This window comes from Candidatus Binatia bacterium, assembly GCA_036504975.1.
Lineage (GTDB): Bacteria > Desulfobacterota > Binatia > UBA9968 > UBA9968 > JAJPJQ01.
On sequence record DASXUF010000064.1, the window covers coordinates 1 to 14,192 of the forward strand.

The following is a 14,192-nucleotide window of genomic DNA, read 5'->3' on the forward strand; positions in this document are numbered from 1 at the left end:
GTTCGCGATCGCGCCCGACGGCATCATCACGGACGTCAACGAGGAAGCGACGCGCGTCACCGGTTATTTGCGCAAGCACCTCGTCAACTCGCGCTTCCCCGATTACTTCACCGAGCCCGAGCAGGCGCGAAACGGCGTGCAGAAAACGCTCGCCGAAGGGCGCGTCATCGCCTACGAGCTGGTGCTGATCACGCGCTACGGCCGGCGCATCGCGGTCTCCTTCAACGCCGGCGTGTTCACCGACGCGGCCGGGAAGGCCCTCGGCATTCTGGCGGCGGCGCGCGACATCACGGCGCAAAAAGAATTGGAAGTCCAACTCCGCAACCAGCAATCCTACACGCGCTCGCTGATCGAGTCGAACATCGACGCGCTGATGACGACCGACCCGCTCGGCATCATCACCGACGTCAACCGGCAGATGCAGGAGCTGACCGGCTTCGCGCGCGAGGAATTGATCGGCACGCCGTTCAAGGAATTTTTCACCGACCCGGCGCGCGCCGAGGAGGGCATCCGCCTCGTGCTCCGCGAAGGGACGGTCACCAACTACGAGCTGACGGCGCGGAGCAAGGACGGGCGCGAGACAGTGGTCTCGTACAACGCGGCGACGTTCTACGACCGCGACGGCAAGCTCCAGGGCGTGTTCGCCGCGGCGCGCGACATCACCGAGCAAAAGCGCCTTGAAGAGCAGCTCCGCCGGCGCAGCGAAGAACTGGAAGAGCAGAACCGCCGCGTGCAGGAGGCGAACCGCCTGAAGAGCGAGTTTTTGGCCAACATGTCGCACGAGCTGCGCACGCCGCTCAACGGCATCATCGGCTTCAGCGAGATCCTCCACGACGGCAAGGCGGGAAATGTCTCGGAGACGCAGAAAGAGTATCTCGGCGACATCCTCACCAGCTCGAAGCACCTCCTCCAGCTCATCAACGACGTCCTCGATCTCGCCAAGGTGGAGTCCGGCAAAATGGAGTTTCTGCCGGTGCCGGTGAATCTCGACAAGGTCGTCGCCGAGGTGCGCGACGTGGTGCGTCCGCTGATGTCGAAGAAGCGGCTCAAGATCGAGACCGTGGCCAGCCCCGAGGTCGCCTCGATCGTGGCCGATCCGTCGAAGCTGAAGCAAGTGCTCTACAATTATCTCTCAAACGCCATCAAGTTCACGCCCGACGGCGGACAGGTAACGGTGCGCATTTCACCCGACGGTCCAAGTTCTTTCCGCCTCGAGGTGGAGGACACGGGCATCGGCATCAAACCGGAGGATATCGGCAGGCTCTTCGTCGAGTTCCAGCAGCTCGACGCGAGCATGGCCAAGTTGTATCCGGGAACCGGACTCGGCCTCGCGCTCACCAAGCGCATCGTCGAGGCGGTGGGCGGAAGCGTCGGCGTCAGAAGCGTTATGGGAAAGGGCAGCGTGTTTTTCGCCGTCATGCCGCGCGCGGCGCAATTTGGCCTCAAGCCCGAGCCGGCGAAAGTCTCCTTACAATCCGACGGGCCGCGCATTCTGGTCATCGAAGACGACGCGGAAGACCGCAACTATCTGCTCATGACTTTGGCCGGCTCGGGCTACAACGTCGAGACGGTCGCGAACGGCGCCGAGGCGATCGCGCGCTGCGGCGAGCAGGTTTACGACGGCATCACGCTCGATATCCTGCTGCCGGACATGCACGGCCGGGACGTGCTCAAGGAGATCCGATCGAAAGGCATGAATCACGACACTCCGGTGATCGTCGTCACCGTCCTTTCGGATAAGGGCCTGGCGGCCGGTTTCGCCGTCCAGGAGATCCTCCTCAAGCCGATCCGGCCGAACGAATTGCTCGCCGCGCTGGAGCGCGCGAGCATGAGCGACGGCGGGCGGGCGATCCTGGTCGTCGATGACGATACTAAAGACCTGAAGCTGGCCGAGAAAGTGCTCCGCGACAAAGGATATCGGGCCTTGTGCCGCTCCGACGTTCGCGGCGCGCTGGAAGCGGCGGCCAAAGAGCTTCCCGCCGCCGTCGTCCTCGATCTGATGATGCCGGAACACGACGGCTTCGATTTTCTCAGCCGCTTCAGGGAAATACCGAAGGCGCGGAGGATCCCGGTCATCGTCTGGACCGGCAAGGATCTGAGCAAGAGCGAAAGACGAAAGCTCGAGTCTTCCGCCCAGGGGATCGTGATGAAAGGACAGGGACCGGCGACGCTGCTCAAGGAAATCGAAATTCATGTCGTCAAAAGAGTTTCCGCCGCGAGCGCGATGGAGGCGCAACATGCCCCGTGAGCCGATCCTGATCGTCGACGATAACCCGGTTAATCTAAAGCTCGTCCGGGTGCTGCTTGCGGGCGCGGGTTACGATGCGCGCACGGCAAGCGACGCGGAAGAGGCGCTGGAGGTCCTGCGCGAGTTCCGCCCCAAGCTCATCCTGATGGACATTCAACTGCCGGGCATGGACGGCCTGGAGCTGACACGCCGTCTCAAGGCGAATCCCGAAACGCGCGGCATCGTCGTCCTGGCCTTGACGGCTTACGCCATGAAAGGAGACGACAAAAGAACTTTGGAGGCGGGCTGCGACGGTTACATCTCCAAGCCGGTGGACACGCGCACCTTGCCGGCGACGATCGAACAATACCTAAGCCGCGACGCGACGCACGGGGGTCGAGAGACCTGAGATGGAGATTCTCATCGTAGACGACGACGCGATCTGCCGTAAGCTTCTCCGGGCGATGCTGCAAACGGAGAATCACGCCGTCGTCGAGGCGGCCGACGGCGCCGAGGCGCTGAAGATTTTGCAGCGCCGGAAACCCGACGCGGTCATCTCCGACATTCTCATGCCGACGATGGACGGCTATCGCCTGTGTTACGAAATCAGAACAAGCAAGAAACTGAAAGACCTCCCGTTCATCGCCTACAGCGCGACCTATACTTCGCCCTCGGACGAGCAAGCGGCGCTGCATCTCGGCGCGGACAAATTCATCCGCAAGCCCGCTCCTCTGGAGGTCATCGTCGAGGCCCTGCGCGAATTGAAAACGAAGCCCAGGCCCCGGCCGGCGCGAAGAGCGCCGCTCGAAGAGCTGAAAGGCATGAAGGAATACTCCGAGGCGCTGGTGCGCAAGCTGGAAGAGAAAAACGCCGAGCTCGAACAACGGGTCGACGAACGCACGGCGCAGCTTGCAGCCGCCAATAAAGAGCTGGAAGCCTTTAGCTACTCCGTCGCCCATGACCTGCGCGCGCCGCTCAGAGCAATGGACGGATTTTCCAGCATCGTGCTGCAGCAACACGCCGCTCAACTGCCGCCCGAAGCCCAACACCAGCTCTATCTCATACGCGACAACGCGCAGCAGATGGGCCATATGATCGACGACCTGCTCGCGTTCTCGCGCCTGGGCCGCCAACCGCTCCAGCGCCGGCCGGTCGAGCCGCGCGAGATCGTCCGCGAGGCGCTCGCTCACCTCGGCCAGGCACCCGACAATGAACGACCGAGAATCTCGGTCGGCGATCTGCGGTCCTGCCATGCCGACCCGGCGCTGCTCAAGCAGGTCTACGTCAACCTGATCTCCAACGCGATCAAATACACGAGCAAATGCGAGGCCGCCCACATCGAAATCGGCTGCCTCGGCGGCAACGGCGCGCCGACCTATTTCGTCCGAGACAACGGCGTCGGCTTCGACATGAAGTACGCAGGCAAGCTTTTCGGCGTCTTCCAGCGGCTGCACCGAGCGGAGGAGTACGAAGGGACCGGCGTCGGTCTGGCGATCGTCCGGCGCGTCGTTCACCGCCACGGCGGGCGCGTCTGGGCCGAAGCGGAGGCCGGCCGCGGCGCCACGTTCTACTTTACGCTTGAGAACAGACGGTAGGGAGAATGATTTTCGGCAAGGTGCGACGAGAAACGGTATTTGTAGGGGCGACCCCCCGTGGTCGCCCGAAGCGGGGCAGGCACAAGGGCCTGCCCCTACATGCCATGTTGAATCAAATCGAACCGCTGTCTAAGAAACCAAAAATCTGAAGGCCGGAACAGGAGGGTCCCATGAACATACTTGTGATCGAAGACAATCCGGTTTCACGCAACTCGGTGCGCGCGGCCTTGGAGGCCGAGGGGCACCATATAATAGAAGCGGCCGACGGCAAAACCGGCCTCGAGTTGATGGCCAGGGAAAAACCCGATCTCGTCCTGGAAGACCTGCTGCTGCCGGACGTCGATGGATTCGACCTGGCCTCCCAACTCCGCGCCTCGCCGGGCGCAGCCGACGTTCCGATCTTGGCGCTGACCGGACTGCTCACGAAAGGCGACGAACTGAGAATGGCCGATGCGCCGTTCGCCGACTACCTCTTCAAGCCCGTCGAGACGGAGCGCCTCGTCGCCGCCGTCCGCGCCCATCTCGCAGCGGCGCGGCCGCGCGTGGAAACCCCGGGCAAGAAACGGCGGGTGCTGGCCATCGACGACGACCCGGCGCAACTCAAGCTCCTGAAGACCAACCTCGTTCATCTCGGCTTCGAAGTGGATACGGCCGCGAACGGCGCCGAGGGATGGAGCAAAATCAAGAGCTGGCGTCCCGACGCCGTCGTCTCCGACGTCCTGATGCCCGCCATGGACGGCTTCGAGTTTTGCATGAAGGTGCGCGCGGAGCCGGAGCTGGCGCGCGTCCCCGTGGTGCTCGTCAGCAGCAACTATGAAGACGAAGCGGACAAAAAGCTCGCCCGCCACGTCGGCGCCAATTGCCTGGTGGAGCGCACTCCGGATTTCGCGGAAACGATCCAGGCCCTGCTCAAAAGCCTGCAACAGCCCCCTCCTCTTCCGGTCCGGGACGAACAGTCGCTGCAGGCCGAACACAAGGAGCGGCTCTCGCAACAGCTCGACCGCCAGGCGCGGCTCAGCGCGCAACTGGCGCGCTGGTGCGCCGTTCAGAGCGCGCAGATTTCCGTGCTCGCCAGCGTCGGAGAAAATCTTCAAAAGGGGAACACCGATACGAAATCGCTGCTGACCGACGTCCTGGCTCACTACCTCAACGTCACCGGGTTCTCGCGCGGCGCGATCTATCTAGCCAAGCAGAAAGGCCAGCTCGAGCTCTCCGCCCAGCTCGGCTTTTCCCAGTCGGCGGAAGATTCGCTCATCGACTTCTTCGGCAACGAAGAACTGCTGCGCGACGCGATGCAGAAAGGCGAGCCGGTCTCACTCTCTCTGGCGCCGCCCAGCCGCATCCCGGTGGCGCTTTTACTGACCCAGCTCAGAGCCAAGGCGGCGCTGGTCAACCCGCTGCTCTTTCGGGCGGAGCGGCTCGGAGTCGTCGTGCTGCTTTCCGAGACCAAAGAGATCGACGAAGAGTGGCTGCCGTTCTCCAAATCGATCAGCCACCAGATCGGCCAGGCGGTCGCGTTCGGCCGGGCCGTATCCAGGCTCAAATATCTGGCGGACCACGATCCCCTGACCGGCCTCGCCAACCGCAATCGCCTGCGCGAGCGGCTGCAGCAAATCATCGTGGCCGGAAGCCCCTCGGCGCTCTATCTGGTCAATCTGGACCGCTTTCAGGAAATCAACAACACGCTCAGCTACCAGAACGGCGACCTGTTGCTCAGGCAAGCGGCGCAAAGGCTCGAGGGGGCGTTCCCGCGCGCCGAAACCATCGCGCGTCTCGGCGCGGACGAATTCGCCGTCTTGTCGAGCGAGAGAATCACGCTGGAGAGCATCCGGCAAACCGCGCAAAAAATTATCAAGACCCTCGACCCGCCGTTCAAGCTCGACCGCCTTCCGGTCGCGCTCCAGGCGAGCCTCGGCGTGGCGCTTTTTCCGGAACATGGCGACGATCCCGACGATCTCTTATCGTACGCGGATATAGCGCTGAGATCAGCGAAGAAAGACCGCACCGGCTACGCCGTCTATTCCAGCGAGATCGACCAGTACAGCCCGCAGCGCCTGACCATGATGGGCGAGCTGCGCGACGCGATCGGGCGCGACGAGCTGGAGCTCTACTACCAGCCAAAAATAAGCTTCAAAACCGGCCGGACGATCGGCGTCGAGGCGCTCGTGCGCTGGCGCCACCCGCAGCACGGCTGGATACGGCCGAATCAATTCGTTCCGCTCGCGGAAAAGACCGGCCTGATCTATCCCCTCACCCGCTGGGTGCTGGGCAAGGCGTTGGCGCAGTTGAAGTCGTGGCACGACGCGGGCCTGGAGATCGGCATGGCGGTCAACCTGTCGGCGCGGGATCTGCAACGATCCTCTCTCCCCGAGCACGTCGCCCAGCTCCGCCAGGCGGCCGGCATGACGCATAACGGACTGACTCTGGAGCTCACCGAGAGCGCCTTGTTGGCCGATTCGGATAAGACCCAGGCGGGCTTCCGGCGGCTGAGAGACATGGGTGTCCACTTCTCGATCGACGACTTCGGCACCGGCTACTCGTCGCTCTCCTATCTCAACAAGCTGCCGGTCAACGAAATCAAGATCGATCAATCCTTCGTAGCGGGCCTGACGACCGATCCCGACAGCGCCGCCATCGTGCGCTCGACGATCGACTTGGGCCGCGATCTGGGCCTCACGGTCGTCGCCGAAGGCGTCGAGGATCAAAACACTTGGGAAAACCTCGCGGCCCTGGGCTGCGACGCCGCGCAAGGGTACCACATGTGCCGCCCCGCTCCGGCGGAAGAGCTGACCCTCTGGATGAACGAGTCGCCGTGGGGGGTGGTATGAGAGTTACGGAATGAGGACGGTCATGTTGACCGACGTCTTTTCCACCGACGACCGCCGGCGCCCGCTCGGCCTGGCGGTTATTTTTCTCATTTTCGTTTTTCCGGTTCTCCTCATCGCGGCTTTGAGCTACCTGAGCACCCAGCGGGACCTGAGCGCCACGGAATATTCCAGGAAACAAAGCATCGCTTATCTCACGGCCACGATCGTCAAAGAAAAACTGGATCGCATGGTCGATATCGGGCTGTCGCTGTCGACGCGCGTGCGCTTCCGTCAATTGGTCGTGGACGCAAACTGGCAGCAGGCGATCGAGATCCTGGCGGAGGTCCCGAAAGACTTTCCTTTCATCGAACGGGTGTTTCTGAGCGACCCCGAGGGCAACCTCATGGCCGACCGTCCGGAACTCCCGGGCGTCGTGGGAAAAAATTTCGCCCACCGCGACTGGTATCAGGGCGTCAGCAAAAACTGGCGGCCCTATATCTCCGAAGTTTATCAAAGGGCGGCGGAGCCGAAGTACAACGTGATCGCTATCTCCGTGCCGGTTACGAGCCAAGAAACCCGGCGCGTCCACGGCATCCTGGTGCTACAGATTCCTCTCGATATGTTTCTCGAATGGACCCGAAATATAGAGGTAGGGCCGTCCGGGTTTGTCTACTTCGTAGACCGTAAAGGACAACTGATCGCCCACCCCAACTTTCCCCCTCAAGAAAAGATCGTCGATTTTCTCGACGTTCCCGTGGTGCAAAAGGTTCTCCGCGGCGAGCGCGGCATCGATGTTCAGGTCAATCCCATCGAAAAAGAAGAGCGGATCGCCGCTTTCGAGCCCGTGCCCGGCTATGGCTGGGGCGTCGTCGCGACTCAACCGACGGCGACGGCTTTCGCGCCGCAGAAGGCGGAGCTAAAACGCCTGGTCGTCGTTTACGGCTTCATCATTCTTCTGAGCGCGTTCTTTGCGTACGTGATCTTTAGCGCGATGGCCGAGCGCAAAACATTCGAGGAACAACTCGAGAGAAAAAACCGCGAGCTGAAGCAGCAATCTCTCCGCGTGGAGGAAGCGAGCCGGCTGAAGAGCGAGTTCCTGGCGAACATGTCGCACGAGCTGCGCACGCCGCTGAACGGCATCATCGGCTTCGCCGAGATGATGCACGACGCGAGGCTCGGCCCGGTCTCCGAGCAGCACAAGGAGTACCTCGGCGATATTCTTACCAGCGCCGAGCACCTCCTGAAGCTCATCAACGACGTTCTCGACCTGTCCAAGGTCGAAGCCGGCAGGATGGAGTTCCATCCCGAATCGCTGAGCCTGGAAAAGCTGGCGCGGGAGACCTGCGATATCGTTCGCACCCTGAGCGCGAGGAAGCGTCTGAAGCTAGAGACCCATATCGATCCGGAGACCGACTCCGTAGCGCTCGATCCCGCCAAGCTCAAGCAGGTGCTTTACAACTACCTGTCCAATGCGATCAAGTTCACTCCCGACGGGGGCCGGATAACGGTTCGCGCCGCGCCGGAGAGCGCGAACGAATTTCGCCTGGAGGTGGAAGATACCGGCGCCGGCATCAAGCCCGAGGACATGGGAAAACTTTTCACCGAATTCCAGCAACTGCACGCTCCCCACGCCACCGAATACAAGGGCACCGGGCTGGGTCTGGCGCTGACGAAAAAAATCGTCGAAGCGCAAGGCGGCCGAGTGGGAGTGAGCAGCGTTTTGGGCCAAGGAAGCGTTTTCTTCGCGGTTCTGCCGCGGCGCTTCGAACCCGCCGGCGCCCGGGTCGAAACAGCGGAGGCGAAGCCGGCTCCCGCGACCGAGCCCGGCCGGCCGACGATTCTAGTCATCGAAGACGATCCGAAGGACCAGTCCTGGCTCGTCGAGAGCGTCGTCGGCGCCGGCTACAACGTCGAAGTCGCCGGGAACGGAACGAAAGCCCTGGCTCTCTGCAGCCGGCAAACTTTCGACGCCATCACTTTAGATCTCATGCTTCCGGACATGAACGGCTGGGACCTGCTGCGCAAGCTCCGCAACGACAGCTTGAATCAAGCAACGCCCGTCATCGTGGTCACCGTCATCGCCGACAAGGCCGCCGCCGTCGGCTACCGGATCGAAGAATTTCTCACCAAGCCGGTGACGGCGTCCGATCTCATCGCGGCGATGAAAAGAATCGGTATCGTGCAGGGCCGGTCGCAAAAAATCCTCTGTATCGACGACGACCCCCATTCGTTGAAACTGGCCGAGACCGCCCTGCACAACGCCAGCTACGCGCCGCTGTGCCATATCGATGCACAGGACGCGCTTCGTTGGCTGAAGAAAGAGCGTCCCGCCGCCGTCATTCTCGACCTTTTGATGCCGGGCATGGACGGCTTTGAATTCCTGGAGCGCTTTCACCGGATCAAAGACACGCACCGCATCCCGATCCTCGTCTGGACGGTGAAGGACCTGACGAACGAGGACCGAAGCCGTCTCCAGGCGTCCGTCCAAGCCATTGTGACCAAGGGACCCAATGGGACCGCGCAACTTTTGGAGGAACTGGGAATCCATATCGGCCTCGCCGCGAGCGGGAAGACCGCCGTGAAAAATCCCGGGATACGAGCGGAAAGAGAGGACCATACGGAGGAGGTCAAGCACTTATAATGTCTCAGAATGTCCTGGTGGTCGAAGATAATTCGATCACCCGCAAAATGATGCGCGTGGCGCTGGAATCCGCCGGCTACGGCGTATTCGAGGCGCCGGATGGAAAAACCGCCGTAGGCATGGCCCAAACCGAATCTCCCGCCTTGATTCTACAAGATCTGCTGTTACCGGACATAGACGGTCTCGACCTGGTCAAAGAGCTGCGCCGGTCCATGCCGGAGAGCCAGATCCCGATTCTTGCCTGCACGGGATTGATGTCCAAGCTCGACGAAGCGCGAACGATTCAGGGAGGCTTTACCGATTATCTTTTCAAGCCGATCGAGCCGTCGCGACTGCTCCAGGTGGTCGAAAGATATCTCGCGGCGCCGGCCGCAGGAGCGAAGAAGGCCAAAGAGCAGATCAAAGTTCTACTCGTCGACGACGATGCAATCGAATTGAAGCTCGAAATGCTTGTTCTCGAGGCGGAAGGATTCACGGTGACCACCGCCAGCGACGGCAAGGAGGCTTGGGAAATAGCCCAGCGTTCGCGGCCCGACGCCGTGCTCACCGACCTCATCATGCCGAACATGAACGGCTTTGATTTATGCATGGCGCTGAGGAAAGATCCGAAATTCGCCGCGCTGCCGATCGTGATCACTTCCTCGACCAGCCCGCACATCGAACAGGAAGACCGCAAGCTGGCGGAAAAAGTCGGCGCCGACGCCTTCGTCGGCCGCACTCCCGACTTGAAAGAAGCCGTGGAAGCGCTTCGCGACGCACTCAAACGACGCGCTCATCCTAAGCCTACGTATGATTCCCAGGCGCTGACGGAGAATTATCTTCAACGTCTGGTCGGCCGGCTCGAGCAGCAGACTTACCACAACGGCGATCTGATCCGCCGCGCCGCGGAGGAAAAAGCGCAGCTCGCCGTCGTCGCCAGCATCACCGAGACGCTGAATAGAAAATTGCCGCTGCAAGCGGCGCTGGACGAAGCGCTGGCGCGAATTCTCGACGCCGCCGGCATCTCCGTCGGCGCCGTCTATCTCGTCGAGCCGGACGGCAGACTCGTCCTTCAGTCGCAGATCGGCACCAGCGAATCGAAATTGCACGAGCTGCAAGACTTCTTCGGCCATTCCGATCTCCTTTATCGGGCTTTGAAGAAAAGAAAATCCTTCAAGATGCCGTCGCCGAAGATCAACGGCAACGTCGCCCGGGATCTCCAGAAGAAGATCAATGCTCAGTCGCTGCTGATCGCGCCGCTCGTCGCCGGCGACGAGCCCCAGGGAATTATCGTCGCTTTTTCTTCCCGGAGCGAATTGGGCGACGAGTGGATCGCTTCGGTGAAAACGGTCACGGTCCAACTGGCCCAAGCCGTGTTGCTCGCGCGCACCTTGGCGCGGGTGTCGGAATCCGAGCAGCGCTTCCGCGAGCTGGCGGAGAACATCCGCGAGATATTTTACGTCGCGGGCAGCGAGGGCCGCCCGATTCATTACATCAGCCCGGCCTACGAGCAAATCACCGGACGGAAATGCGCCGCTCTTTATCGCGACCCGCTCGCCTGGCTCGATCATATACATCCCGACGACCGGCCGCGCGTGGAACAGGTCTTTCAAAGCGATCCGCAACATCTCGACCAGGAATATCGCATCGTCAAACCGAACGGCGAGGTGCGCTGGCTGCACGACCGCACTTTCCCCGTCAAGGACGAAACCGGCCGAGTCGTGCGCTCGGTCGGCATCGCCGAGGATATCACCGACCGAAAGCGGGCCGAACAGAAAGCGCAACAGAATCTCGAGCGCATCCGGGCCCTGCACGAGATCGACGTGGCCATCGCTTCGACCCTGGACCTGAGTACCCGCCTGAAGCTTTTACTGGAAAAAATCGAAGTCTTCTTGCCCATCGCCGCCGCCACGACCGTGCGGCTTTTGAATCCCGAAACGGGCGAACTGGTGTCTTTGGCGTCACGGGGTTTGGATGACGACGAATGGAAACGCCAGGAGCGAACGATTTACAGCGGCCGAGCGCTCAGAGTGGTCAAGACCCGGGCGCCCGTGGCGGTGCGCAATATTCAGTTGGATTCGCGGACCTACAACCCGGGGATCTTTCGCCGGCGCGGCCTCGTCTCCTACCTTGGCGTCCCGTTGATCGCCAAGGACGAAGTCCTGGGCGTCCTCGGCCTCTACACCGATCGGGAACACGAATTTACGCAAGAAGAGATCGAATTTTTAAACACCTTGGCGGGGCAGGCCGCGCTGGCGATTCACAACTCTCAGCTTTACGAGAAGATCGATGTCTCTAGAAAGGAATTGGAGCTGACCAACAAATATCTGGAAAGGTCTTTGAAGCAGCTTTCCAGCCTTTATACGGCTCTGACTCCGCTGACCCCTTCGGAATCTCTGCGCGAAATGTTGGAAGGAATTCTCGACCGGCTCTTGGAAGCCACCGGCGCCGACGCCGCCCTGATCCGCGTGAGAGACGAAAAGACCGGGACCTACCCTTTTCAGGGCCACCGGGGTTTTCCGGATCACTATCTCCGAAAAGTCGAGCAGGCGCCGGTTGGCGGAGCGGTCGATTGGGTCGTGAAACACGGCGCGCCGATCGTCGCCGGCGACATCGGCGCAGAGCCTCGCTTCAAGGGAAAGGTCCAATTGGAATTAGGCCTCCGCTCCTGCGCCATGCTGCCGCTGAAAGTTTATAACGAGACACGCGGCATCATCCATCTTTCCAGTCGAACGTTGGGGTACTTCGATGAGGAGCAAAAAGATCACCTCATGGCCGTCGCCCGGCAGATGGGAATCGCGCTGGAGAACCGGGAGCTGTTCGACAACCTGCAAGCTTCGAAGGACGAGCTGGAAAAGGCCAACAGGGTGAAGAATGAATTTCTGAGCGTCATGTCGCACGAGCTTAGAACCCCTCTCAGCGTGGTGATCGGCTACACGGGTCTGGTGAGGGACGGGTCGCTGGGCGCCGTCAGCAAGCAACAGAAAGACGCGCTGCAAAAGGTGCTCGTGCGGGCCGGCGAGCAGCTCGAGATGATCAATGAAATCATGCAGACCACGCAACTCGAGGCGCACGCGATCAGCGCGAGCCGCGAGTCTTTCGATCTGCGGGATTTTCTCGACCACCTCAGGTCCGATTATGAAATCCGGGAAGCTAAAAAAGATGTCCGGCTCATCTGGCATTACCCGGCCGCCGCCATGCCGGTCGTCACCGACCGCTCGAAAGTCAAACAAATTCTACACAATCTCATCAACAACGCCCTCAAATTCACCGAGAAGGGAACCGTGGCGGTATCGGCGCACATCGTCGAACAAGAGGTCGGGCAACAGGCGACAGGCAACAGCGAAGCTTCCCTAATGAAAAACTCCGACCCGTCACCTCACGTCTCACGCCGGCAGCCTGTCCTGAGCGGAGTCGAAGGGCCTCTCGCCTCGAAATGGATCGAGTTCACGGTGAAGGACACGGGAATCGGGATCGCCAAGGAGATGCAACAAAGTATTTTTGAAAAGTTCCATCAGGGGGACAGCTCCGAGACGCGGCTCTACGGCGGCGTCGGCCTGGGGCTTTATATCGTGAAGAACTTCACCGAGCTTCTCGGCGGAAAAATGAAGGTCGAGAGCGAGCCGGGCAAGGGATCGACGTTTACGGTGAAGATACCGGTGGAAAACTAAGGTCATCGTCGAGCGAAGAATGGGGGCCGGAAACCGGCCTGTAAAAATGCAAAAGAGGACCAATATCCGCCGTTTTGGCTCTGAGCATCAAAGGGCCGCGAAGCGAAAGAATAGAATCGTCGGTCATGCGGCGATCGCTCCGGACGTCTCCGAACGGAAACGGGCGGAGAAAAATGCGTTGCTCAATATCCAGCGCGTACAGGCGTTGCGCGAGATCGATTCGGCCATCACTTCGACCTTCGACCTGCGCACCGTCCTCGACGTCCTGCTACAGAGAATCGAGATCTTCCTGCCGATCGCCGCCGTTACGACCGTCAGACTGCTCCACCGCGAGACCGGCGAGCTTGAATTACTGGCGTGCCGCGGCCTGAGCGAAAAGGAATGGAAATCTCTTCATCCGCCGTTTCCCTCCGCCGCCGGAAAAGCGGCCGAGTCGAGGGCGCCCGTCACCGTGCTCGACATCGCGACCGACCCGCAAATCCAAAACCGTGAAATCTTCCTCAAGCGGGGGGTGGTTTCCTATTTGGGAGTTCCGATTATCGCTCAGGACCGGGTCCTCGGCGTGCTCGGCCTGTACACGAAACAAGCGCACGCCTTCAGCAAAAAGGAAATCGAATTTCTAAGCGCGCTGGGCGGGCACGCGGCCATAGCAATCCACGCCGCACGGCTCTACGAACAGGTGGTCAGAGCGAATAAAGTCAGGGACGAATTCCTGAGCACCATGTCGCACGAGCTGAGGACGCCTCTGAGCGTGGTCATGGGTTACGCCGGGATGATCAAGGAGAAGCTTTTGGGCGAAATCAACCCGCAACAGGAAGAGGCTCTTCAGAAATTGCTCATCCGCGCCGGCGACCAGCTCCATCTGATCAACGTCATCCTGCAAACCACTCGCATCGAGTCCCGCTCCGTCAGACCCGAGTACTTTCCGATAAACCTTTCGGCGCTGCTCGCCCATCTTCGATCGGAAGTGAACTCGGCTTATGACAAAAAAGAGGTGTCGCTTGTCTGGGATTTCCCGTTGGCGCCGGTAACCATCGCGACCGACGGCGAAAAGCTTGCTCAGATTCTGCACAGCCTCGTCGATAACGCAGTCAAGTTCACAAACCGCGGCAGTGTAACGGTGTCGGTTCGGATACCCCCTCATGCCTCCGAACGCTTTATTGAAATAAAAGTGGCCGACACGGGAATTGGAATCCCCCCCGACCAACTACCGTTCATCTTCGACAAATTCTTCCAGGTGGACAGCTCGGACACCCGGCCGTTCGGCGGCGT

At 60.9% G+C, this 14,192-nt stretch carries 7 protein-coding genes; all 7 read left to right on the forward strand.

The window, feature by feature from the left end; all coding sequences use genetic code 11:
* Positions 1–2,248: PAS domain S-box protein (locus VGL70_08105; GenBank protein HEY3303482.1), on the forward strand; the 2,248-nt coding region annotated here is incomplete at its 5' end.
* Complete coding sequence (locus tag VGL70_08110) at positions 2,238–2,636, forward strand: response regulator (GenBank protein ID HEY3303483.1); 399 nt, start codon at positions 2,238–2,240, stop codon at positions 2,634–2,636. The genes VGL70_08105 and VGL70_08110, both read left to right, overlap by 11 nt.
* 1 nt (position 2,637) lies before the next feature.
* Entirely contained in the window at positions 2,638–3,822 is a 1,185-nt protein-coding gene (locus VGL70_08115; protein HEY3303484.1) for a response regulator, read from the forward strand.
* A gap of 170 nt (positions 3,823–3,992) precedes the next feature.
* Positions 3,993–6,650 (forward strand): EAL domain-containing protein, encoded by a 2,658-nt coding sequence (locus VGL70_08120; GenBank protein ID HEY3303485.1) that lies wholly within the window; start codon positions 3,993–3,995, stop codon positions 6,648–6,650.
* Positions 6,651–6,672: 22 nt separating this feature from the next.
* On the forward strand, positions 6,673–9,270 hold the full coding sequence (locus VGL70_08125) for a response regulator (protein HEY3303486.1): 2,598 nt from the start codon (positions 6,673–6,675) through the stop codon (positions 9,268–9,270).
* Positions 9,270–12,920, forward strand: a complete 3,651-nt coding sequence (locus tag VGL70_08130) for a GAF domain-containing protein (protein HEY3303487.1) — start codon at positions 9,270–9,272, stop codon at positions 12,918–12,920. Before VGL70_08125 ends, VGL70_08130 begins: the two co-directional genes overlap by 1 nt.
* Before the next feature lie 46 nt (positions 12,921–12,966).
* Positions 12,967–14,192, forward strand: a 1,226-nt coding sequence (locus VGL70_08135) for a HAMP domain-containing sensor histidine kinase (GenBank protein HEY3303488.1), incomplete at its 3' end; no start/stop codon positions are given.

Excerpts from the sequence above, each read along its gene's own strand:
- VGL70_08110 (HEY3303483.1), top strand. The coding sequence starts at position 2,238 with ATGCCCCGTGAGCCGATCCTGATCGTCGACGATAACCCGGTTAATCTA.
- VGL70_08115 (HEY3303484.1), top strand. The coding sequence starts at position 2,638 with ATGGAGATTCTCATCGTAGACGACGACGCGATCTGCCGTAAGCTTCTC.
- VGL70_08120 (HEY3303485.1), top strand. The coding sequence starts at position 3,993 with ATGAACATACTTGTGATCGAAGACAATCCGGTTTCACGCAACTCGGTG.
- VGL70_08125 (HEY3303486.1), top strand. The coding sequence starts at position 6,673 with ATGTTGACCGACGTCTTTTCCACCGACGACCGCCGGCGCCCGCTCGGC.
- VGL70_08130 (HEY3303487.1), top strand. The coding sequence starts at position 9,270 with ATGTCTCAGAATGTCCTGGTGGTCGAAGATAATTCGATCACCCGCAAA.